The organism is Planctomycetota bacterium (assembly GCA_018242585.1).
In the GTDB taxonomy this organism is placed as follows: domain Bacteria; phylum Planctomycetota; class Planctomycetia; order Pirellulales; family PNKZ01; genus JAFEBQ01.
This window is the reverse complement of record JAFEBQ010000037.1, coordinates 50,610-73,812: the sequence shown is the minus strand read 5'-3', so window position 1 is coordinate 73,812 and position 23,203 is coordinate 50,610. Positions and strand designations below refer to the sequence as shown.

The following is a 23,203-nucleotide window of genomic DNA, read 5'->3' as shown; positions in this document are numbered from 1 at the left end:
TTTAAGTCAATAACAGGCTCTAAAACTTCCCGTCGCGCGATTCGAAATGGGTCGGCTTCCCCAGGCAGCGCCCCCCGGCCGCAATCCAACCAGCCACGGCTGTCAATAGCTCGTCAACCGGCACGCGCGGCACGCCTAGTTTCGCGATGCCAACCGATGCGTTGCTCAATAGCGCGCTCTCGGCTTCGGCGCCGACAAACTTGGGCGTGCGACCGAGCAATTCCCCCAACCGTCCGCAAAGTTGACGAACCGACAAGGTGTCGGTGCCGGTCATGTTCAGCACCGTGGCCGGCGATGTGGCCTGGTCGAACGCGCGCAGGGTCATCGCGTTGGCGTCCCCCTGCCAGATCGTGTTCAGCGTCCCCATCGCCAGATCGATCGGCTCGTCGGCCCAAATCTTTTGCGCCAGATCGACCAGCACGCCATACCGCAACTCGCAGGCATAGTTCAACCGCAAGATCACCAGCGGAATGTTGAGCCGCCGGCTGAAATACTCGAACACCCGCTCGCGCCCCAGCGCGCTCATCGCGTATTCGCCGACGGGCTGCGGCTGGTCCGTTTCGCGCGAGCCGCCCACCGCGACCGGGGAAAGGCCGTATACGTTGCCGGTCGAAAAGGCGACGATCCGGCTCCGCCGAAAGCGGCGACAGACCGCGCCGGGCACATAGGCGTTCATGGCCCAGGTGGTCGGCTCGTCGCCAGTCGAGCCGAACTTGCGGCCGGCCATGAACACGACCAGCGGCGCGTCGGGCAGGCGGGCCACCGCGTCGTCGTCGGCAAGATCGCAGCGGATCGGCTCGATTCCCTGGCCATCGACGATACAGTCGGCGAACTCGCGCTCGCCGCCGGACGAGAACCGGGCCACGGCGTAAATCCGCCGCCGTGTGCCGCTGGCGACGCTGGCGCGCAGGGCCATTCGCGCCAACGTAGGGCCCATTTTGCCGGCCGCGCCCAGGAACATCAGATCCCCCGGCCAGCGGGCCAGCGTGTCGATCACCTCGGGCGTCGGCTCGCTCAACAGCTCGTCGAGTTGGGCCTCGGTGCGAATTTCGGCGACGCGCATATCTTGCCACCCGATCCTGGGCTACGATGTCAGCGGTCGGTTGTAGCAGAGACTTTTTGGCTCGGCAAATTACTGACTAACCACGGAGGGATTTACCACGGAGACACAGAGGTCACGGAGGAAGACACGGAGTGGAAGTGATGAATGCGGAGTGATGAATGATGAGTAACCACGTTCAGGCACGCACTCCTTTGAAGTAGCAGCTAATCGCTAAAACAATTGTCTTCCCCTAGCCTCTAGCCCCTCGGCCCTCTCCCCTACAACTGACCACGGACCACTGACAACTGACCGTGTTGTCTAATCGCTAACCGCTCATTGCTAATCGCCGCTTATGACCCCCGCACTATTTTCCGTCAGCTATGCCGGCTTTTGGGGCCAGCATCGGCTTACCCTGCCGCAATTCATCGCCAAGGCCGGCGCGCTCGGCTACGCGGCCGTCGAGATCATGGGCAAACGCCCCCACTTGTCGGTGCTTGACACCGAGCGGGCGTCGCTTGAAGAGCTGCGCCGCGCGGCCAACCAGGCCAATGTCCAGATCGCGACCGTAGCCGCTTACACCAACTTTACGCTGGCCCGCGATACCGAGACGCCGGCCGTCGAAGTGCAATTGGCCTATGTGCGGCAACTGGCGCAACTGGGTCGTGAACTTGGCGCGAAGTACCTGCGTGTTTTCACCGGCTACCTGGTTGACCAGAACGCTTTTCAGCGCGACTGGGACATTTGCATCCAGGCCGTGCGCGAGTGCTCACGAATCGTCGGCGATGAAGGGTTGGTGCTGGGCCTGCAGAATCACCATGATGTCGGCGTGGGCGTGGACAGCTTTGTCGAGTTCCTGGACGAGGTGGATCATCCAAACTGTCGCGCGATGTTCGATCCCTGGTCGCCGGCGCTACACGGGGACGATCTGCGCAGCTGCGCCCGGCGGCTAGCGCCGCGGATGATCCAAACCACGCTGGCCGATTACGTTCGCTTGCCGCGCTTTACGTACATGCCGGGCTTGGTGAACTATCGTCGGTTGGACGACGCGGTTCGTGCCGTGCCGGTCGGGCAAGGCTTCCAGGACTTGGAAGGGTTCTTTACCGGGCTCGGCGAGGGTGGCTTCGACGGCGTGGTGGCGTACGAAATGTGCTCGCCGGTGCGCGGCGGCGGCAGCGAAGCGAACCTGGACCGAACGGCCAGCGAAAGTCTGGCAGCAATTCAAAGGCTGATCGACGTGGCGAAGAGGGGCTAGGGATTAGGGGGGAACGAATTCGTGAGCCGCTTAGCCGCAGGGCCATAGGCCCGCGCGCTGCCGCTCCGCGTCGGAAATATGAACCGCAAAGACGCAAAGGACGCGAAGATTAGAAAGGAAATGCGGATGCCCTAGCCACAGAGAGAGCAAGGAACGCCAAGGGGGGATTTAGTGTGCTTTGCTCTGCGCGACCGAGCGCCCCTGCGTTTCAAAACGTCTCTTTGCATTTCTTCGCGTCCTTTGCGTCTTTGCGGTTCAAACTTCTTCGTATTCTTCTGGCTTCGTGCCGTCGTGGCTATTTCCCTTCGCCATTCGGATTTTGACATTCGTCATTTGCGGCCGCGTCTGGGTATTTGGGCCGAGAATCTTCCGCCGAGTGTGTTCACTTTGCCGCACGGACGGTCATAATAGCGCCGCCTGCCTGAGCTTTCCCGCCTGACTCAATTCGCTCGACGCCGCACTCATTCACGGGAGTCGTCATGTTCCCTGCCATCACTCGCCTTCTATCGCGCGCTAGTTTGTTTTTTCTTTCGGCTCTGTTGCTGACCAGCGCCGCGCTGGCCGGGCCGCCGCTGGCGGGGACCGAGCCGTTGACGATCGAGGGAGACCTGGCGGCGTACATGCTCGACGGCATGCACCGCTACCTGGACCGCGCCACGAAAGAGAGCGTCGCCAAACGCGAGTTGTATTACAAACGCGATTTCTCGTCGCCGACCGATTACGACCAGAGCGTGATGGCGAACCGCGAGCAGTTGAAGAAAATTCTCGGCGTAGTCGACGAGCGCGTAAGTACGAAGGTGAGTTCGTTCGATCGCGGCTTCATGATGTTGAGTTCGGCCCGTTTGCCCAACGAAGGCACGAAATACGTCGTTCGCTGGCCAGTGTTGGAAGGAATGTACGGGGAGGGGCTGTTGATCTATCCCGCGAGGACGATAGGAACGGCCATTCTCATACCGGACGCGGGCGACTCTCCTGAGAAGTTTGTTGCCGGAGATTTGAGCCTCGAAGGCGAAGGTAGATCCTTGATCTCAGCCCTAACCAGCCACGACATTAGCGTCATTATTCCGTCATTGATTGATCGCAGCGAAGAATTCTCGGTGGCGGGAGATGGCACCCGGCCCACCAATCAACCGCATCGTGAATTCGTTTATCGACAAGCCTACGAAATGGGGCGGCATGTCTTGGGTTACGAGGTGCAAAAGGTCTTGGCCCTCGTCGATATGCTCTACGGCCAGGCACGCGCTGGCGGTAGTTCTCGCGCCCCGATTGGCGTGTTTGGCTACGGCGAAGGAGGGCGCATCGCCCTCTTGTCGGGAGCCATTGACCCACGCATCGAGGTGGTGGGCGTATCTGGGGCCTTTGCGCCGCAGGAGAATCTGTGGGAACAGCCAATCTACCGGAACGTCTGGCGCATCTTGGCTGAGTTTGGAGATGCCGAACTGATGAGCCTGGTGTGGCCTCGGGCGTTCATCGTTGAGTGGAGCCCCTGGCCCGACGTGAAGGGGCCGCCTGCTCCCACGGGCGCGCGAAAGGGTGCGGCACCGGGCAAGCTAGAAACCCCGAAGTACGCTGCGGTGTTGGCCGAGTTCAACCGTGGCTTAAGCTTGGTAGGCAATCGGCCCGGTAGGATTCCCGCGAAGTTCGTTGTCGGCAGTCAACCAGACGCGGGACAGGCCAAGTCCCCGGAGTTTATCGCGGCCTTTGCTAGCGCGTTTCCTGAGTCATCGTCGGGTTCTTTGCCAATCAAGAAGTTTGATGCCACTACCGCGTTTAGCGAAGGACGCCAAAAGCGCCAATTCACCGAGATGCTCGAATACACCGATCGGCTTATGCGCAGCAGCCCCAAGCGGCGGGCCGAGTATTGGAGCAAGGCCGATCGGGCCTCGGGGGACACCAAGAAGTGGTCCGAGACGACCAAACAACTCCGCGCCGAGTTCGAACGGGACATCATCGGCCAATTGCCCGATAAGTTGCTGCCCGTGAACGCCCGGACGCGACAGATTTATGACGACCCGAAGTACACCGGGTACGAAGTCGTGCTCGATGTGGTCAACGGCGTCGTCGCGCAGGGAATCTTGTGCGTGCCCAAGAACATTCCCGCCGGCGAGCGGCGGCCGGTCGTGGTGTGTCAACACGGGCTCGAAGGGCGGCCTGATCTGCTATGTCAGCCCGGCACCGATGACCGGTTCTATCATCGCGCGGCCGGTCGGCTGGCTGAAGAGGGCTTCGTCACCTACGCCCCCCAGAACCCATACATTTTCCAGGACCGCTTCCGCAGCATCAATCGCAAGGCCAATCCGCTCGGGCTGACGATGTGGTCGTTCATCATTCCGCAACATCGCCAGACGGTCACCTGGCTGCAAAGCCTGTCGTTCGTTGATCCGGCGCGCGTGGCGTTTTATGGCCTGAGCTATGGCGGCAAGACGGCCATGCGCGTGCCGCCGTTGGTCGAAGGTTATTGCTTGTCGATCTGCTCGGGGGACTTCAACGAGTGGATTTGGAAGAACACTTCGCTCGACTACCGGGGGAGCTATCTCGGCACGCACGAGTACGAGATGTTCGAGTGGAACCTCGGCAATACGTTCAACTATGCCGAGATGGCGGGCCTGATCGCGCCGCGGCCGTTCATGGTCGAGCGTGGCCACCGCGACGGCGTAGCGCCGGACGAGTGGGTGGCCTATGAATACGCCAAGGTCCGGCTACTGTACGCCGACCTGAAGATCGAAGATCAAACCGAGATCGAATACTTCGACGGCCCGCACACGATGCATTGCGTGGGGACGTTCGAGTTCTTGCGCAAGCACCTGCGCTGGCCGAAGTGAGCAGAGGTGGGGGTGTGGGGGAGTAGAGGGTGGGGGAGTGAAAGCAGCCAACGCTTGAGTACAAGTTGAGAGAGTTGGTGATGGGTATATATCAAGGGCTTTTTCCTCACGCCCCCACACCCCCACTCCGCAACGCCCCCACCAGAATTGCTCGGCCTCGCCGCGTTACTCCTGACGGTTGAACCGTTAGCGTCATTCCGCCTTTAGATCGCCTGGGTGCCGATGACCTGGCAGCCGATCAGGAACATCGGCTCGCGCGAGCAGGTGACCGGGGTGGCGTGGCGGACTTCGGCGACCAGTTGCTCGGTCTCGCTAGCTTCGATCTGTAGCAGCACATGCTCGCCCGCTGGCGCCTCGCTGGCCCAGAACGAAATGCCGCGCGGGCCCAGATCGTGACAGCGGACCCAGGTGGCCTGGGTCGGCGCCGCGGGATCGGCGCTGAGCGTGCGCAGGCAACTGGGTTGCGGGTAGGACAGGCGCCGATCGGCGCGACGTTCACCGCGGCTAGATGCTGACGGTTGGCGGGGTTCTTGTAACACGATCTTCCACCTTCCACTCGGAGAAGAGGAACGAAACGAAACAAAAGGAAACCGAGCCACCCTTCCCCATGCGCGCAGAGTACGCTGGCGGTCAAGCCGCCCTCGAAGTCCGTCGCGCGCACTCTCGGTCGGCGCTAATGACTCCTGGTTGCAGTCTGATTGGCCGGCACGATTCGTCTAGTGTTTGCGAGCTTGAATTAATCATCGCTGGCGTGATTCGGGGCAGGATATACCGGCGGTAACGATTGCCCGCGTGCCAGCAATGCTGCCGGTCGCTCAGATTACACAAGTTACTCATCGCGGCCGGCGCGCATGCCGATGGTTGAACACGTAACGCGCTATCCATCATCGTTCGCCAAGTTAGGAACCCCCTCGACCATGGACGAAATCATCCGCATCCAGGATTTGAGCGCCGACGAAATCCGAGCCGCGCTGGACGAAGTGGGAGACGACAAGCGGTTGGCGGTGGAGATTTTCTTGGAACGGATCGGTGGGTTGGAAAACGCGCGGCTGGCGATTCAGATGCTCAGCCAGTTGGAACGCGCGGCTTAGTCGTCGGCCGCAAAAGCGAGATCACGCGTAATGTCAGGGTAGCCCAGTTTGCTGGCCAAACTGGGCGGGCGCAGCCCGCAAGGGGCATCAAAAGTGCCCGCCCTAGGTCACGTGCCTTCGTCCTCGTCGATGCGTACGTGGCCTCTGGTTGCTGCGCAACACCGATGGGCGAGCAATCAGTGCTACCCGGTGCGTGAGGTTATTGGCGAGCGATTCGTGGGCCGCTTCCGGCTAATTGCTATTGGCTAGCCGCTAATCGCCGCCAACCAACTGCTCGCAACTTCCCACGACGCGTACAATACCTCGGGGACTGATCGCCCACTTCGAGGAAGCACCGCCATGCCGTCGTCGTACATCATTGCCGCCTGCCGGACACCCATCGGGAAACTGCTCGGCGGCTTGTCGTCGCTGACCGCGCCGCAGCTTGGCGGCGTGGCGGTGGCCGAGGCGGTACGCCGCTCAGGTCTGTCGTGTGAGCAGATCGATGAAGTGGTCTTGGGGAATGTCTTGCAGGCGGGCGTGGGACAGGCCCCCGCGCGGCAAGCGGCCTTGGCGGCGAAACTGCCCCCTAGCGTGCCGGCCCTGACGGTCAACAAGGTCTGCGGCTCGGGGCTGAAAGCGGTGATGCTGGCCGACCAGGCGATTCGCGCCGGCGACGCTCGCACCGTCGTGGCCGGTGGCATGGAGAGCATGAGCCGCGCGCCGTTCTTGTTGATGGGTGCCCGCGAAGGCTGGAAGTTCGGCAACCAGACCACAATCGACAGCATGCTCAACGAAGGGCTCTGGTGCGCGACCGAAAACGTCGGCATGGGGACGATCGCCGACGACACAGCGGCACGCTGCCACGTTTCGCGCGAAGAACAAGACCAGTGGTCGCTCGATAGCCACCGTCGCGCCGTCGCGGCGGCCGAAGCCGGCGCGTTCAAAGACGAGATTGTCTCGGTCACGATTCCCGGCCGGCGCGGGCCGACCGTCGTGAGCGCCGACGAAGGGCCGCGCGCCGATGCGGCGCTGGCCTCGTTGGCGGCCTTGCGCCCGGCGTTTCCGCCGTACGAGGGAGTGACGCCGACGGTCACGGCCGGCAACGCCTCGCAAATCAGCGACGGGGCGGCCGCCGTCGTGGTGGTCGACGAGGCGTTGGCTGGCAAGTGCAATGCACCGCTGCGAGCGCGAATCGTGGCCACGGCCAGCGCGGCCTTGCCGCCGCGACAACTGTTCACCGCGCCGGTCCCGGCCATGGAACAAGCCCTGGCCAAGGCGAAGCTGTCGGTTGACCAGATCGACCTGTTCGAGATCAACGAGGCGTTCGCCGCGCAGCTATTGGCCTGTCAACGGCCGTTGAAGATCGATCCCGCGAAGCTGAACGTGAACGGCGGGGCGATTGCCTTGGGGCATCCGATCGGGGCGAGCGGCGCTCGTGTGCTGGTCACCTTGCTGCATGCGCTCAAGGCGCGCGGCCTGCGTCGCGGCCTGGCGGCGCTGTGCCTGGGCGGTGGCGGCGGTGTGGCGATGATCGTCGAGTTGGAGTGAGCTGACGATCGCTTTCGCGCCAACATTGAGGTAGCACCGGTTGCTAGTCAACCGGTGCGGCGCAGCCGCGAGAGGTATCGAAAGAATCGTTGCAAGACGACGCGACTTTTTCAGACGCCTCTTGTCGCTTCGCGACACCGGTTGGCGAGCAACCGGTGCTACCCAGGCCGAGTGAAGTTGACACTCCACTGTCAGGCAACGCGCAAGCCAAGGGCAAAAGCCGGCACTGCTGGACAAGCCAGCAGTGGCACCCCGTGAGTTGCTACCTACCGTCGCATCGAATGATTCTCATTCATCATTCAGCACTCATCACTCCGCACTTCCTCAATGCGGCTCGGTCATGCTCATGGGGTCGAGCGCCTTCTTTAGGTCGGCGGGTGGGACGACGTTTTGCTCGGTGCAGAGTTGGCGGATCGTTTTGCCGCTCTTGAACGCTTCCTTGGCCAGGGCGGCTGCCTTTTCGTAGCCGACGTAAGGGTTCAAGCTGGTGACCATGGCCAGACTGTTCTCGACGCTGGCCGCGCAGCGTTCGACGTTGGCTTCCATTTCGAGGGCGCAGAAGTCGACGAACGCATTGGTCGATTGGGCCAGCAGGTGGATGCTTTCCAGTACCGTCTGCCCCATCATCGGCATCATGATGTTCAACTGGAACTGTCCACCGGCCGCGCCGGCCACGGCAATCGCCTGATCGTTGCCCATCACGCGAGCGGTGACTTGCATCATGCTTTCGCACATCACGGGGTTAACCTTGCCCGGCATGATCGAGCTGCCCGGCTGCCGATCGGGGAGCATCACTTCATAGAAGCCGCACCGCGGGCCGCTGCCGAGCCAGCGGATGTTGTTCGCGACGTTGAACAGGGTGGTGGCGATGGTTTTCAACTGGCCGTGGCATTCGACCAGCCCGTCGCGCTGGGCGTTGGCCTCAAAATGGTTCTTCGCCTCAATAAAGCCGGCGCCGGTTTCTTGTTCCAGCGCGCGGGCCACGCGGCCGCCGAACTCGGGATGAGTGTTGATGCCGGTGCCGACCGCGGTGCCACCGGCGGGAAGTTCCACGATGCTGTCGAGCGCGCGCCCGGCGCGATCGACCGATTGCGAAAGTTGATACGCCAGGCCGCCGATTTCCTGTCCCAGTCGAATCGGGGTGGCGTCGGCCAAATGGGTCCGGCCGATCTTGATGACCTTGTCCCACGCGGCCGCCTTCTCCTTGAGCACTTGTTCCAGGCGCTGCAGCGCCGGGACCAACTTGGTTTTGATCTCGATGCCGACGGCCACGTGAATGGCCGTGGGGAACATGTCGTTCGTGCTTTGCCCCATGTTGACGTGGTCGTTGGGGTGGATCGGCTTGGACTGCTGGAACCGATCGCCGCCGCAAATCTCGATGGCCCGATTCGAGATCACTTCGTTGGCGTTCATGTTGCTCGACGTGCCCGAACCGGTCTGAAACACGTCGATCGGGAACTGCTCGTCGAACTTGCCGGCCGCCACTTCGCGGCAGGCCGCCAACAGGGCGTCGACCTGTTCTTTCTTGAGCGGGTTCTTGCCGGTGCCGGTCAGCTTGCCCAAGTCTCGATTGGCCACGGCGGCGGCGTACTTGACCAGGCCCAAGGCATGGATCAGGGCTGGCGGCAGCGGCCAGCCCGAGATGGGAAAGTTCTCGACGGCCCGCTGGGTCTGCGCGCCGTAATAGGCCTGGGCGGGCACCTGCACGTCGCCCATCGAGTCGTGTTCAATGCGGAAGTGAGTCATGGCGATTCCTTGCTCGTTGGCTGGGGCGCTGGCGACTGCCCGGGGCGTGCCGCGCCGCGGCGTGTCAAAGCTCGGCTGCCGCGCCCGGGTTTGTGACGGGGGCAAAAGGCGCGGCAGCCAAGCGGTTGAACGAAGTGCGCCGCTGGGGGCCGAAGCGGCCGGCGACGTCAGATGGCCGTCATCATACCGCGACCGAGCGGGTGGTTAAACCCTCGGGGGCGCGGCGGCAAATGCCACATGATTTACCGGTGCAACTGGCAACTGCCGTCGTCGCACGATTCGATTCGGCCGAAACGATAGCGCCGCTTGGCCACTTGCTGGTACAGCCATTGCCACACCGGCAGGCTGCCCGGGATGTGCAACACCGGCGCGGCCCACCACAGAGTCGGCAAGTGGCGCGAAAAGAACCGCACCGCCGAAGCGCCCCAATACCGGTTCCCCTGCCGATCGATGACCAGCATGTTTTTCATCAAATCGTCGTATTTCAAGTCGGGCCAGCGCTGGGCGACCACCGGGTCGTGCAACGACAGATAAGACAGTCGCTGCCCGCGATCGAACCTCGCCAGGCGCTGAATCTGCCCGGTGCAGATGCGGCAGTGGCCGTCATAGATGACGATGTCGCTGTCGGGCCGTTCAGCGGGCGAAGGCAATGTTTTCGTTGGCGCAGTAGCGGTGGCCATAACTGATCTCGCGGTGACGAGCATCCAGAGCCATCATACGCGACAGCCCGCGCGGCGACAGCCGGCGACGCTCTAGAGCGGTTCTCGAATCACTGTAGCGAGCGTGTCTACCAAGCCGGTGGCTTTGCCACCGAGATCGGCGGCAGAGCCGCCGGCTTGGGTAAGTAAGCGATACATGCTTCTGAGAACTGCTCTAAGAAGCTAACTGCGAAGCGGGGGGCGGATTAACCCGGCCCGAGGCGACCAGCCGCCCGAAGTGTCCACCATCAATGGGCCTTACGGCCAGGAATGGTAAAGCTGTACAGGACCGTAATTGCCCCGATCGACAGCAGGCTCCAGGGGGCCCAATCGGGCGGGATGATCTCCTTGGCCCGGATCGCCGGCAACAGCCCGCCGTTGGCCGCCTTGGAGTGCAGAATGGCCTTGTCGATGGCCATCGCTTCCAGCCCCATCAACAAAGCCGAAATGCCCACGGCAATGAAGAATGCGCGCCACATCATGTTGCTCCTGACCTCTCCTTGGTGCCAGTCGAGCGCGAATCTGCCCCGAGAGGCGGCCCCGGGACGTCAACGACTTCGCGCTATCGTCGGTTCATCGGCGGCCCGCCGCGACGGGCTTGACCTGCCAAGACAGCTTTCGGGCTGTCACGAAAACAACGGCTGGGCGGCACGGTTGCGTTGTTGGCCCCGGGTTGTTTTCGCGGCTGGGGAATGATGCAGAAGCCTGTGTCGAAAGGGGCCGAATCGACGCACGCCCCTCGGAGGAATGGTAGTTCGGCGCGGGTCATACGTCGTGTGCCGAACACGCGGCCTCGTGCGTGCCGATCGTAGGCCGATTGGCGCAAGTGCCGGTCGTTTAGGGAGTGCCGACGAGGCGAGCATGGCAACTAAAGTAAAGTTTCACGGCGTCCCCTGGCCGATGTTTCCATTAGGAGTCGTCGATTCGCAGGTCCGGTTGTTCATGGTTTGCCGGTTTCCTATAATAATTGCGACGGCGGAGCTCCTTGTCCGGAGAGGTTCGCTTGGCGTTTCATAAACCTCGCTTACTCTTAGTCTCCGAATCCGACGATGTCGGTTGTAGTGCCATTGCGCACTTTGCGGAGGATTTTGAGGTAGTTCGCGTTCCCGACTCGATTCGGGCCTTGGCCATGCTGGCCAAGGAGGACTTTGCCGGGGTGTTCGTCGCGGGCGGCTACGCCAAGGAAGCGATGACGGTCGGGGGCTTGCTGCAGAACGACCGGATTCTGCAGGGCATGCCCGACGGCGTGGTGTTGCTCGACAGCGACAACACCATCCTGTGGGGCAATGGCCGGCTCAAGGAATGGTTCGGTCGCGAGTCGGTGCTCGGCGCCAACTTTTACGCCGTGCTGGGCAGCCCCGAGATTCTGGGCCCCGACTTCTGTCCGTTTCACACCGCGTTGGCCACCGGCGCGCCAAGCGGCTCGACACTGCGCTCGACCGACAATCGCTACTACCGCATTCATGCCGCGCCGGTCTTCGAGACCGAAGGCCCGCCGCGGAACCTGGTCGTCACCATCCGTGACGTCACGACCGAAGTCTTGCAGCAGCAAAAGCTGGCCAACATTCACGCGGCCGGCATCGAACTGGCCAACTTGACGGCGGAAGAGCTGCAAAGCATGACGGTTGAAGACCGCAAGGAACTGCTCAAGTCGGACATCCTCCGCTACACGCAGGATCTGCTGAACTTCGACGTGGTCGAGATTCGCCTGCTCGACGAACGAACCGGCCGGCTCGAGCCGCTGGTCTACGAAGGTATTCTGCCCGAGGCCGCCAACCGCGTGCTGTATCCCCGCTCGCAAGGGAACGGCGTGACCGGGTTCGTGGCCGCCACGGGCAAGAGCTACATCTGTGAAGACACGACTCACGACCCGTTGTACCTCGAAGGGTGCGCCGGAGCGAAAAGCTCGCTGACCGTGCCGTTGGTGCTGCACGACGAAGTGATTGGCACCTTCAACGTCGAAAGCCCGGTGCCCCGCGCTTTCAGCGAAGAAGACAAGCAGTTCCTCGAGATTTTCAGCCGCGACGTGGCGGTGGCGATCAACACCTTGGAACTGCTGGTCGTCGAAAAGGTCAACTCGGCCGTGAAAAGCGTCGAGGCGATTCACAGCGCCGTGGCCTTGCCCATCGACGAAATCTTGAACGACGCCGTCAAGATCATGGAACGCTATATCGGCCACGAGCCCGAAGTGACCGAGCGGATGCAGCGCGTGCTGCGCAACGCTCGCGACATCAAGCAGGTGATCCAAAAGGTCGGCCAGAAGATGACGCCGACCGAGGCCCTGCCCCAGGCGACCGGCGCCGTCGATCGCGCCGAACTGCGCGGCTTGCGCATCCTGGTGGCCGACGCCGACGCCAATGTCCGCATTCAATCGCACAACTTGCTTGAACGGTACGGCTGTATCGTCGAGACGGCCCACGACGGCGGCGAAGCCATCTGCATGGTCGACAACCTCGGGCCGGGGGCCAGCTACGATGTCATCATCACCGACATCCATCTGCCCGACATGAACGGCTACAAGCTGCTCTGCGCGCTGAACGAGAAGCTGGAACACGTGCCGATCATCTACATGGTGGGCTTCGGCTACGATCCGGACCACGTGGTGGTGAACACCCGCCGGGCGGGCTATCGGCCCGAACTGCTGTCGAAGCCGTTTATGCTCGATCGGCTGCTGGTGGCCGTCGAGCAAACCGTGTCTCAAGCGCCGCCCGTGGGGTAGACTTCACGACCTCGTCCATCACCAAACCCTGTAAGCCGCTTGCGTGTCGGGACCACCAATGCTGATTGCTTGGGACGGCTTTCGACTGTGGGGCATGATGATCGCGGCCATCGCGCTCGACATTTCCTGGCCGGCGCTCGGACTGGTGGCGCTGGCCTTGTTGGGGCATTGGGCTCTCTACTTGGCGCTGAAGAATTCGCTGCACGCCCGGGCCATTCCGCACCGCGCGCTGAAGAAGCTCGACTGGCTGATGCGGGCCCATCTGATCGGGCTGCCGCTGCTGATTGGTTTCTGGTATCAGCGGGTCGCGACTGCGGGTGAAACGAACGCCGCGTTGCCGTGGGGCTTGGCGTTTTATGTGCTGGTCTGCCTGGTGACCGCGGTTGGGCCGTTGCCCTGGTTCCTGCTGCGGCGCTTCCGCCGGCGGCCCCTGCCGGTCATTCGCCAGCGCAATTCGCAGGAGCTCGACCTCCGCCCACAATTGACCGACACCAGCGGGCAGAAGGCAATCGGCCGGATCCTCTGCGCGGTGCCGTTGAACGAGGCTTACCGCATCGAGCTGGCCGAGCTGGAAGTTGAAGTGCCCCGTTTGCCGCCGGCACTCGACGGACTGGTGATCGCGCACATTACCGATTTTCACATGACCGGCCGCGTGACGCGCAAGTATTTCGAGCTGGTCGCCGACGCGGTGGCCGAGATGTGCCCGGACCTGATTGCCCTGACCGGCGATCTGGTCGACAAGACGCCGTGCCTCGACTGGATCAACGCCACGTTCGGCAAGCTAAGCGCGCCGCACGGCGTTTACTACATCCTGGGGAATCACGACGAACGGGTCGACGTGGCCGAGTTACGTCGCCGATTGGCCGCGGCGGGGTTGCAAAACCTGGGAGGGCGTTGCCAGGTCATTGATATTCGCGGCGAGCAAATCGTCCTGATTGGCAACGAATTGCCCTGGTTCGGACCCGCGGGCAGCGTGGAACGCTGCCCTGAAATCGCGGCCGCGCGTGACGCCGGCCGGGCCGAGCCGTTCAAGCTGCTGTTGTCACACTCGCCCGATCAGATTTGCTGGGCTCGCGAGCGCGGCATCGACTTGATGCTGGCAGGCCACACCCACGGTGGGCAGATTCGTTTCCCGCTGATCGAGGCCACGGTTTGCCCCAGCTTGTACGGCGTCCGCTATGCGTCGGGCACGTTCTGGGAATCGCCGACGGTTATGCACGTGAACCGGGGTATTTCGTCCGAGTGGCCGCTGCGCTGGCGCTGTCCCCCGGAGATCACGCGGTTGCAACTTCGCGCGCCGCAACAACCTTCGATGCGCACGATCGAGATCGATACCAAACAAGCCGTCGGCGCGGGCCAGAGTTCGACCTGAAAAGGCGCGAGCTATTGCCGCGTGATTTCCACGCAAATGCCGCCGGCGCGTAGTACCTTGTGCATGGGCGTGAACCAGATTTCTTGCGTCCAGCTTAGGCCGACGTCGCGGCAGACCGCCCGCAGTTCGCGGCGATTGTAGGTCCGGCAGCACCAGACCCGGCTGGTCCAAGCGCCGGCAAAGCTGTCTTCCGTGGCCAACAGCAGCATCCGCCCGCCCGGTCGCAACACGCGGGCCATCTCGGCCAGGCCCGGCCGTGGATCGGGCAGGTGTTCGATCACATAGCCGCAGGTGACGCCATCGAACGATTGATCGGCGAAGGGCAGACTGGCGAGATCGGCCGCCAGGAACCGGGTCCGTTCGACCGGCAGCTTTTGACGTTGCAGGCGCTGGCGCGCGCGGCGCAACATCCGCGGTTCCAGGTCGGTACACGTCACTTGCAGTTCGGGATCGCCGTAGCGCAGCGCGTGGCCGGCCAACTGACCAGCGCCGCTGCCCACGTCGAGCAACTGGCGCATGCCGCGGAGATTGAACTTGCGGCGGCGGAAGATGCGCTCGCCCAGCGGAATGTGCAGCGACACGACACTGGCCGTGGCCAGCAGCGCCCCCTTGGGGCCGCCGTACACATCGCGGACCTTTTCCTGGTATTCCTCGTAACTGACCCGGCGAATCAGATCGTTTTCGACCAGATCGAGCATCTTGCGTCCCCGCTTCGGGTGTTCTTCATCGCGGGGGCGACGCGCTTTGGGGAGGGTCTGTTCAAACATCATTCATTCTGGGTTGCGATGGCGCAAGCGATTCCGTCACTACCTAATACTACGCCCGAGGGCGAACGGTTCGACGATTTTCCGGCCGGCGCCACGGTCGGGTAACGAAGGTTACCACTGCCTAAGCTCAAATGCCAGCGTCTCTTACCCAGTCTGCTGGCAAGGCGGCGCGCCTGGGCAAAATATGAGGTGGAATTGCGCCGTTTGAGCGCGACGCACAAGAAAAACGGCGAAACATCGCCAGCTACCGCGACCAGCTTTCGGTCCACATACAGCCCGCCCACGACAGGCCCACACCGTAGCCGATCAGCATCGAGCGCAGGCCCGGCTTGATTCGTCCGGCGGCGCGCAAATCGTGAATCATGATCGGCAACGTCGATGACACCGTGTTGCCGTACTGAGCCAGCACTCGCGGCATCTTGGCTTCATCCAGCTTTAGGCTCTCGGCCAACTGATTCAACAGATGATACGTCGCCTGGTGCAGCAGGAACAAATCGACCTGCTCGCGCTGCAGGTTCGTCGCGCTCAGGATGTTATCGATCAGCCCCGGAATCCGTTGCAACGTAAAGTCGACCAGCGCCGGCCCGTCCATGAACAGTGGGCTGGTCCAGCGCGGGCGCTTGCGCGGCTTGAGCGCTTGGGCTGACGGCCGCGCGCCCCCCGAGTTGACCAGCAGCATGTCGGCGCCCGACCCGTCGGTGCCATAGGCAAAGCCGGCCAACGTCGGCTCGGTTCCCGCCTCGATCAGCGTCGCCGCGGCGCCGTCGCCAAAGATGGTCCGCAACGAGCGATCGTCCGAGCGAATGTACTTTGAGTAGGTCTCGGCCGTGACCAGCAGCACGCGCTTCGCGCCGCCGCCGCGGATCAAACCATCGGCCAGCCCCAATCCATAGACGAAGCCTGAGCAGCCCAGGTTGAAGTCCAGCGCTCCGGTCGAAGTCTTGAGCCCCAGTCGGTTTTGCATCAAACAGGCCGTCGTCGGCAGCGGATAGTCGGGCGTCTGGGTGCATAGCAGCAGAAAGTCGATCGACGAGCGATCGATCTGGTGCTCGGCGAACAGCTTCTCGGCCGCCGCCACGCCCAGGTCGGCCGCAGTCTCGTCGGGGGCCGCGATGTGACGTTCGAGGATGCCCGTCTTTACCTCGATCAGATCCATGTTCCAATCGGGGTGCTCGGCGCGCAGTTGATTGTTGTTCTCGACCTTGACGGGCAAGTGAATGGAGATCGGCCCGACCCGCGCGTAATTCACGAAGCACTCCTCGACGAACCAGGCACGGCGGGTGGCAAGAGACGGGCCGCAACGGCCGATCGCCACGGCGGCGCAGGGCCTGCGGCCGACGTGCCGCCGGGTTCCGGTTCCGGCGCGCACAGGGACCAACTGGGTCACCAAGACGGTGAACCAGCGAGAGTATCAGGCCCGCGCGGCACGGTCAATCCGCCCCAAGTCGCGAGCGGGCAAGGAAATCCGACCCCTGGCCACGATTTAATGGTCCAAGCGGGCCATGACCTACATCGGGGCTTCGCTGCCGCAGATCGTGCGACCTTAGAAGCCGACCGGCCGGCGTCGCGTGGCTCGCGGCTTGGGCTTGCCGTTGGCGTCGTTGCCCGAGCCCAGATTGCTGAACAGCGGGCTCTGATTCGGCTGCAGGCTCATGCCCGGCAGCGGCCGCGGCGAAGCGTAAACCGAGCTGGCAATCGGCGCGCCGGCGGGTTGGGGCCAGCTTGTTTGTTGCGGCAGATCGTCCCCCTTGCCCGGCGCCGCTTGTCGAGGGGTCGGCCGACCGGGCAGGCCCAGCCAGTTCGGCGTCGGCGGCGGGTCGACGGTCTTGATCTGTCGCTGCGCGCAGGCGACTTGGGGAAACAAGCTCGACAGCGCCAGCATCAAACTAGCGCACGCAAACAGCACGATCAACCGGCGTTGCCGCCAGGCAGGTCGCGAAGTTGTACGTTGATGGCCAACGAAGTGCATCGTGCTCGACCCAAGTGAACCGGCGCGTGATTCAAACTGCTGTCATTCGTCGTTATCGTCGCGCTGGTGAAAGGGCTTTAGCAAATCGGCGGAATTTGCCGATTGCGAAAACCTTGACGCTAGCGTGCCGACCTTCGCCGGGGAGCGTGCGGCGTCAATTTTTGCCCCGCTTGGCGCCGCGCGCGAGGTCCGATCGGTTCGATCATTTCGATTACACCGGCGACGCGCCGACGGCCGAAACTTGTTGGAGAGAACCTTCGCACGCTCTCCGGGCAAGTGACGATCATGGCGGCTTGGCGCGCTAAGCTTGGTTATTGGTATCAGTTAGGGTTTGCCAAACCGGCGCACGAGCGAGTGTTGCTCCGCGCCATTTGGGAAGCCGGCGTCGCGCGGATTCTGGAACTGGGGTTGGGCAATGGTCAGCGCGCCAAGCGGTTGATCGAGTTGGCCCAGTCGCGCTCGCCCGAGGCGCAAATCGCCTACTCGGGCATCGACCTGTTCGAGATGCGCAAGCCCGAGCATGGCGCTGGCATGTCGCTCAAGTTGGCCCATCGGCATTTCACCGCCACGGGCGCGCGGGTCAGGCTGCTGCCCGGCGATCCGTTCTCGGCCCTCTCGGCAGCGGCCAATAGCCTGGGGCCGCACGATTTGGTGCTGATCGGCGCCGACCAGAACGCGGCCGCGCTGGAGAAAACCTGGTTCTACGTGCCGCGCGTCCTGTCGCCCGAGGCCCAGGTGTTCGTCGAATCGCGCACCGGTGACGAGCCCGTCTGGGAGCCGCTGGCACGCCAGGAAATCGAGCGCCGCGCCGTCCGTACGCCCCACCGCCGGGCCGCGTAGCGCATGCTCGGCTAGAACAACGATTTACGGCGCAACTCAGATTGTCGCCGCTTAGCCGCAAAGCCATCGGTCCGCGCGCCTGCTACCACCCTTTTGACACAGCGGCAATCAATCGGCGAGACTTCTGCGTACTTGCAGCACAGCAACCGCGCGAAATGCGCTCCCCAGCCACGACGGCCACGGCCGAGCCACGTACGTAGCGACCAAGATGTCCGAGCAGCCCCGCTTTCGCCATCAACGATACACCCGCCAGCCGGACACGAGCCGGGCCGAGTTTCTCCGCGCCGAACCTTGCCCGCCGCTCGACAGCGCCGAGTTCCGCCAGCAACTGGCCCAGGTCGGTCGCCAGTTGGTCGCTGCCGACGTTGACCGCGTGATGCTGATTCACGGGACGTTTGGCGGCAACGACGGCGCGGGCTTGGCCGCGGCCTTGCGCCGCGCGAGTCCCCGCGCCGCCGACGGGCTGGAGTGGGTGATCAAATCGGTGATCGATCTGGTGCTGGGGGATCGCGGCAATTATCCGCCGCGCTCGGCCCCCGAGCTGCAAGCTTGGCTCTCGGCCGAAACGTCACGATCGGTTGCCGTCGAACGATTCATTTGGAACAGCGAGAACCACCATCTGGGCCGGGCCGACGGCGCGGTTCGGCTGATCGATTACCTGGCGCGACAGCCGACCGTATACGGCGCGCGACGATTGTTGTTGGGACACAGCCACGGAGGCAACCTGCTGGCCTTGGTCACTCAGTTGCTGGCCGCCAGCACCGATAAGGTTGACTCGTTCTTTCAGGCGGCCGAGCGCTACTGGCGGCCGGCCTCGGGCGGTCACGATCATTTTCCCCATTGGGCTCAGGTGCGCGAGTGGCTGTTGGCTGGGCATGGACCGGAACTGGCTCGCACGCTGGATGTTGTTTCGTTGGGCGCTCCGGTGCGCTATGGCTGGGACTTGGCCGGTTGCGGGCGATTGCTGCACCTGATGTCGCATCGCCCGCGCGAGGGGGCCAAGAATCGCTACTGTGCCGCGTTTCCGCTCACGGTGACTGAATGGCTGCGCGGCTCGCAGGGGGACGTCATCGCCCAGGTCGGCATCGCCGGCACGAACTTCGCGCCGATTCCGCTGCTGCGCCGCGCCTGGCACGCCGACCATCGGCTGGCCGACGTGCTGCAAGGGACCGTCGAGCCACAGGGGCAGTGGGAGCGCTGGAAAACCGGCCCGCGCGTCCACGACACCGGGCCGACGCTGCTGGTCGACTTTGGCGTGCAATCGTGGCTCGTGCTCGCGCACGCGGCCGGGCACGGGCTTTACACGCGCGCCATCTGGGCGCCGTTTATCTTCCGGACCATCGTCGAGCGACTGTACGGCAATGGCGCCGCCGAGCAACGCGCTACTGGAACCGCCGCCCCCGGCGTCTCGGTGTACAAATAGAAAGTGCGCAATTTGTAGGGTGCATTACATGCACCTTATCTTCGCATTCCAAGCCAATACAGTTCGCGCGCTGTTCATTGGCTTGCAGCGCGCAACTAAGATGCACAAAGTGCACCCTACAAGAATTGCTCGCAACGGGTGTTTCAACGACCGAGCGTGCTGTGCCCAAAGGCCAGATACTGTTCCCAGTCGTATTCCAGCACGTCGTGCTTGCCGGTGCGGACGTGATACCGCACTTGCTGCCCGACGGGCGTATCGACCGACGGCCACTCGGTGACGCCCAGGCCGGGCAGCTTGAACAACCGATAGACCGGCTCGGCCGCCAGCGCCGCCAGGAACTCGCCGCGTGGATCGGCCCAGCGGTCTTCGACGGCGCTGGCCACGTACACCGGCCGCGGCGCCGACAGGGCGATCAACATGTGGGCATCGACCGGCAGTCGCTCCTCGTGGTCGGAATACTGCTTGTAGTTGCCACAGAACCAATGGGGAAAGCTCTTGTTCAGGTTCGCGGTTCGCTCGCCATAGCAACGTCGCGCCAGGGACGCGCCTCCTTCGCCCGAGTTGTTCGAGATCACGGCGGCGAAGCGCGTGTCCTCGGCGCCGGCCCACAGCGCCGTCTTGCCGAGGCGCGAATGGCCAAACACGATCACACGCCCGGCGTCGACGTTGGCGTCCGTCTCCAGGTAGTCGAGCACGCGGCTCAGCCCCCAGGCCCAAGCGCCAATCGCTCCCCAATCGTCCGGCGCGGCGTCGGCCGGCGCGCCGGTCGTCGACTTGGTGTCGGCATCGCTGGCCTGTGGCGCGCGCAATTTGCCCGACGGAAGCAACCTGGCCCGAATGCCATCGCGCCAGCCGGTCGCGTGATCAGGTTCGACGTCGCCGTAATACACCGTCGCCAGCGCGAAGCCGTCGGCGACGATTTTCTCGACCGGCCAGCGGCTGATGCGCGACCCGCGCGAGGCTTCGGTAGCCCGGTTGTCGACCACGCCGGGGGCCTTGGCCGGCATCCAGGCTTGCGACAGGGTGATGCCTGGATCCTTGTGGATCGTGTGATTGCCCATGAAGTTATAGCCTAGGATCACTGGCGCGCGTGCCGGCTGCTTAGGCAGGTAGATCATTACGTGCATCTGGGGGCCCGTGTCGTCGCCGAGCAGATCGATCGTCACCTCGCGGCGCGTGGCCTTGCCGTCGAGCGCGTCCGAGTCGTTCGAAGTGACTTGCCATTTCATGCCGGCGGGGCGGCCCGGGCTGCGACCGAAGACTTGTGAGCGAAACTGTTCGAGGATTTCGCCGCGTCGACGAGTGGTCCAGGCGTCGGCCGTCGTGACCGGTGTGCCGTCCTCGCACTTCAACAGCTCGGGCAGCGTGTAAGCCGGCACCTGGGCTTCGTCGTAATTGGCTCCAGCAGGCTGGGCTTCACACATGGCGGCAACGCTCACAATCAGGCTGCAAGTCAATCCTGAAAGGCAAAGATAGCGCAAGGAGGTGTTCATGTTGAAAGTACATGGGACAGGGGAAATTGGCGGGAGTGTAGGAATGCGGCATTCTAGTCGTGCCGCGCAGGGAACGCCAACAAAAGCCGGCACGCGAATCGCCGCGCGAACTATGGGCTCAGGCTTTGGATCGCGTCGGACAAGGCTTGCTTCGCCTGGTTGCGCCACGACTTCTCCAAGGACGCATTTCGCCAAATCGGCGAAACGGCGTAACAAGAAACCTAGGATTGCCAGCAAGCGGTGATCGGTGATTCGCCAATTGCGCGATCGAGCGCTTCGCCGTGGCGGCGCGGTCGGCCATCGAGTTGCATTCAGCCATCGTGAAGCGGCCTTGATTCCACACTGATTCCAGCCTGAATACCGTCAAGCAGGCTGGGGATACCGAGCGAATGTCCCCAGGGGCAACGGCGCCGGTTGTGACGATTAGAGGGAGGAGTGGGCGGGAGTTTCCCCGTGGCTGCGCGGAGGGACGCCATGATCCATCGCGCGCATTAGCGGCGGGCTTCGCGGCGCATCGCCCAGACATGAATCCCGGCCTCGGGCGTCTGGGACTCTTCCAACACCGTGAAGCCATGTCGCTGGTAAAGCGGCACGTTCCGCGGGTTTTGGGTTTCGAGGTAGCACGGCTGGCCACGCTCATCAGCAAGCCGGAGCGTCGATTCGAGCAGGCGGCTGCCGATGCCGCGCCCCTGCTGGCCCGGCGCCACCGCCAACAGCGCCAGATACCAATGCGGCCCGGGCTGCCAGCGGTGGTGCAACGCCACGACGTGGTTCGAGTAGCGCATGAACCGCTCAAAATCGCGGCGGCCGAGCTGAAACGGTAACGGCCAGATGCCTCGTCGCACCAGGCCCAGCGTCCCGAAGTGCGGCTGCTCGGGCGAGAGCCAGCACGCGACGCCGGACTGATCGGGCATGGCCTCGACCCGGCCAAAGTCGAGCGCATAGCGGACCAGCGCGCGGAACAATGTTCCCAGGACTTTTTCGCGACGCTTTTCATCCACCAGCGTCGCGAACCAGGGATCGTGCCAGAAGGCTGTGGTCAGCAGCTTGCCGGCCTGGGCGACCTCGTCCACAGTCAAGGTGACTGGTTGTGACTCGCTGTGGAGAGGATCAATGGAGTAACTCACGGCACTCGCCTGCCTCGATTGATTCTCGTACCCGCTACAACCGCCCACCAATGGCGAGATGAAAAGAGATGCCCAGAAATAAAATCAACAGCAGCGTGCCAAAATACGCCATGAACGTGGTGCCGACCGACAGGACAAATCGGAGGCCCCAATCCAAGTGGCGAAGCAGCTGACACGCGACTATGGCCAATATGATGGGTGGTATGAACAGCAACCAGTCGGAATCGTTCATCCGCTCAGGAGCGAACCGAACGAAGATAAAATCAGTCACGCACCAGACGGCAAATTGCGCTACGCTCCCCACGATGGCGATCATCCCACAGCGCAAAGCTGTCCGCGGCACGGCCGTTTGCCCCTGACAGGCGTCATTGCTGTTCAGCCCAGGCAGGCCATCAACGGCTGGCGGTTGATAGGGATTCTCACTCATCCCACGATTGTAATGCGTAGAGAATGATGCTCAAAAATGGCTCAGTCGATGTTGTTGCGGCGAGTTGTTAAACTGGACCGATCGATTTGGACTCCATTCTATACCTGGTGCCATTCGGATGAAGCAGATGAAACGGCAAGTCTTGCGCTTCGTTGTAATGGCCATTGGACTTGGTACGACCGATTGGGCTGTGGCCGCCGATGTGCCGGCGAAGATACTCGACCTGACTCATTGGAAGCTGACCGTTCCCGTGGCCGGCCCCGGTTCGAGCGTCGCTCAGGAGATTCGCCATCCTGAACTGACTGCGTTCGTCGACCCGACGACTTTCTTTGTTGACGCGAAGAGCAAAGGCGTCGTGTTTCGCGCACCGTGCGGCGGAGTGACGACTAAGGGATCGAAGTTTCCGCGCTGCGAGCTGCGCGAGGTGTATGGCAACGCCAAGAAAGAATCCGAAGCGGTTTGGGCTACCGACGACGGCGTGTCGCACGTCATGACGGCCACGCTGGCGGTCACTCACTTGCCCGATTACAAGCCGCACGTCGTCTGCGCCCAGATTCACGACGCCAAGGACGATCTGATGATGGTCCGGCTGGAAGGACACAAGCTGTTCGTCGAGCGCAACCTGACCGGTGACGTCGGACTTGACTCGAACTACGCGCTGGGAACATTCTTCGACCTGAAGATCGAAGCCAGCGACGGCCATGTCAAAGTCTGGTACAACGGCACGCCCAAGCTAGATTGGGAACAGCCGCGCCACGGCTGCTACTTCAAGGCGGGCTGCTATACGCAATCGAACGTGCAGAAAGGTGACTCGCCGAGCGCCTATGGCGAAGTGGTGATTCGCAAGCTCGCGCTGGTCCACACGCCGACATCGGGAAAGTAAAA

At 63.0% G+C, this 23,203-nt stretch carries 20 protein-coding genes; 9 read left to right on the top strand and 11 right to left on the bottom strand.

What is annotated here, in order from left to right; all coding sequences use genetic code 11:
- Positions 1-19: 19 nt before the first annotated feature.
- Positions 20-1,063: an NAD(P)-dependent oxidoreductase gene (locus JSS27_17800; protein ID MBS0210799.1), complete on the bottom strand. Its 1,044-nt coding sequence runs from the start codon at positions 1,061-1,063 to the stop codon at positions 20-22.
- 331 nt (positions 1,064-1,394) lie between these two features.
- Between JSS27_17800 and JSS27_17795 the strand changes: the two genes are divergently transcribed.
- Both JSS27_17795 and JSS27_17790 read left to right on the top strand, forming a co-directional pair.
- Complete coding sequence (locus JSS27_17795) at positions 1,395-2,294, top strand: sugar phosphate isomerase/epimerase (GenBank protein MBS0210798.1); 900 nt, start codon at positions 1,395-1,397, stop codon at positions 2,292-2,294.
- Positions 2,295-2,773: 479 nt separating this feature from the next.
- The gene (locus tag JSS27_17790; protein ID MBS0210797.1) at positions 2,774-5,116 is read left to right on the top strand and encodes a hypothetical protein; all 2,343 of its coding nucleotides are present in this window, start codon (positions 2,774-2,776) and stop codon (positions 5,114-5,116) included.
- 203 nt (positions 5,117-5,319) lie between these two features.
- Here JSS27_17790 and JSS27_17785 read toward each other — a convergent pair whose 3' ends face one another.
- Positions 5,320-5,655, bottom strand: coding sequence for a hypothetical protein (locus JSS27_17785; protein ID MBS0210796.1), 336 nt, complete (start codon positions 5,653-5,655; stop codon positions 5,320-5,322).
- Between the two features lie 378 nt (positions 5,656-6,033).
- Between JSS27_17785 and JSS27_17780 the strand changes: the two genes are divergently transcribed.
- Entirely contained in the window at positions 6,034-6,207 is a 174-nt protein-coding gene (locus JSS27_17780; GenBank protein MBS0210795.1) for a hypothetical protein, read from the top strand.
- Between the two features lie 339 nt (positions 6,208-6,546).
- The gene (locus JSS27_17775; GenBank protein ID MBS0210794.1) at positions 6,547-7,737 is read left to right on the top strand and encodes an acetyl-CoA C-acyltransferase; all 1,191 of its coding nucleotides are present in this window, start codon (positions 6,547-6,549) and stop codon (positions 7,735-7,737) included.
- Between the two features lie 324 nt (positions 7,738-8,061).
- Here the strand turns inward: JSS27_17775 and JSS27_17770 are convergent, their stop codons facing one another.
- From JSS27_17770 to JSS27_17760, 3 genes are all read right to left on the bottom strand, one after another.
- On the bottom strand, positions 8,062-9,483 hold the full coding sequence (locus JSS27_17770) for a class II fumarate hydratase (protein ID MBS0210793.1): 1,422 nt from the start codon (positions 9,481-9,483) through the stop codon (positions 8,062-8,064).
- A 242-nt stretch (positions 9,484-9,725) separates the two neighbouring features.
- On the bottom strand, positions 9,726-10,163 hold the full coding sequence (locus JSS27_17765) for a DUF393 domain-containing protein (protein MBS0210792.1): 438 nt from the start codon (positions 10,161-10,163) through the stop codon (positions 9,726-9,728).
- Between the two features lie 266 nt (positions 10,164-10,429).
- Positions 10,430-10,660 (bottom strand): hypothetical protein, encoded by a 231-nt coding sequence (locus tag JSS27_17760; protein MBS0210791.1) that lies wholly within the window; start codon positions 10,658-10,660, stop codon positions 10,430-10,432.
- A 650-nt stretch (positions 10,661-11,310) separates the two neighbouring features.
- Between JSS27_17760 and JSS27_17755 the strand changes: the two genes are divergently transcribed.
- Entirely contained in the window at positions 11,311-12,900 is a 1,590-nt protein-coding gene (locus JSS27_17755; protein ID MBS0210790.1) for a GAF domain-containing protein, read from the top strand.
- Between the two features lie 58 nt (positions 12,901-12,958).
- Positions 12,959-14,272 carry a metallophosphoesterase gene (locus JSS27_17750; GenBank protein ID MBS0210789.1) on the top strand — a complete coding sequence of 438 codons (1,314 nt, stop codon included), beginning with the start codon at positions 12,959-12,961 and terminating at the stop codon, positions 14,270-14,272.
- 11 nt (positions 14,273-14,283) lie between these two features.
- Here the strand turns inward: JSS27_17750 and JSS27_17745 are convergent, their stop codons facing one another.
- The 3 genes from JSS27_17745 to JSS27_17735 form a co-directional block, all read right to left on the bottom strand.
- On the bottom strand, positions 14,284-15,039 hold the full coding sequence (locus JSS27_17745) for a class I SAM-dependent methyltransferase (GenBank protein MBS0210788.1): 756 nt from the start codon (positions 15,037-15,039) through the stop codon (positions 14,284-14,286).
- A 244-nt stretch (positions 15,040-15,283) separates the two neighbouring features.
- Positions 15,284-16,288, bottom strand: coding sequence for a ketoacyl-ACP synthase III (locus JSS27_17740; GenBank protein ID MBS0210787.1), 1,005 nt, complete (start codon positions 16,286-16,288; stop codon positions 15,284-15,286).
- Between the two features lie 294 nt (positions 16,289-16,582).
- Complete coding sequence (locus JSS27_17735) at positions 16,583-17,008, bottom strand: hypothetical protein (GenBank protein MBS0210786.1); 426 nt, start codon at positions 17,006-17,008, stop codon at positions 16,583-16,585.
- 285 nt (positions 17,009-17,293) lie between these two features.
- Between JSS27_17735 and JSS27_17730 the strand changes: the two genes are divergently transcribed.
- Positions 17,294-17,848: a hypothetical protein gene (locus JSS27_17730; protein MBS0210785.1), complete on the top strand. Its 555-nt coding sequence runs from the start codon at positions 17,294-17,296 to the stop codon at positions 17,846-17,848.
- A 208-nt stretch (positions 17,849-18,056) separates the two neighbouring features.
- Positions 18,057-19,271: a hypothetical protein gene (locus tag JSS27_17725; protein MBS0210784.1), complete on the top strand. Its 1,215-nt coding sequence runs from the start codon at positions 18,057-18,059 to the stop codon at positions 19,269-19,271.
- A gap of 143 nt (positions 19,272-19,414) precedes the next feature.
- On the opposite strand, the gene JSS27_17720 is transcribed toward JSS27_17725, so the two are convergent.
- From JSS27_17720 to JSS27_17710, 3 genes are all read right to left on the bottom strand, one after another.
- Positions 19,415-20,695 (bottom strand): acetylxylan esterase, encoded by a 1,281-nt coding sequence (locus JSS27_17720; GenBank protein MBS0210783.1) that lies wholly within the window; start codon positions 20,693-20,695, stop codon positions 19,415-19,417.
- Between the two features lie 560 nt (positions 20,696-21,255).
- The gene (locus JSS27_17715) at positions 21,256-21,891 is read right to left on the bottom strand and encodes a GNAT family N-acetyltransferase (protein MBS0210782.1); all 636 of its coding nucleotides are present in this window, start codon (positions 21,889-21,891) and stop codon (positions 21,256-21,258) included.
- 34 nt (positions 21,892-21,925) lie between these two features.
- Positions 21,926-22,318: a hypothetical protein gene (locus tag JSS27_17710; GenBank protein MBS0210781.1), complete on the bottom strand. Its 393-nt coding sequence runs from the start codon at positions 22,316-22,318 to the stop codon at positions 21,926-21,928.
- A gap of 157 nt (positions 22,319-22,475) precedes the next feature.
- Between JSS27_17710 and JSS27_17705 the strand changes: the two genes are divergently transcribed.
- Positions 22,476-23,201: a polysaccharide lyase family 7 protein gene (locus JSS27_17705; protein ID MBS0210780.1), complete on the top strand. Its 726-nt coding sequence runs from the start codon at positions 22,476-22,478 to the stop codon at positions 23,199-23,201.
- Positions 23,202-23,203: the final 2 nt, after the last annotated feature.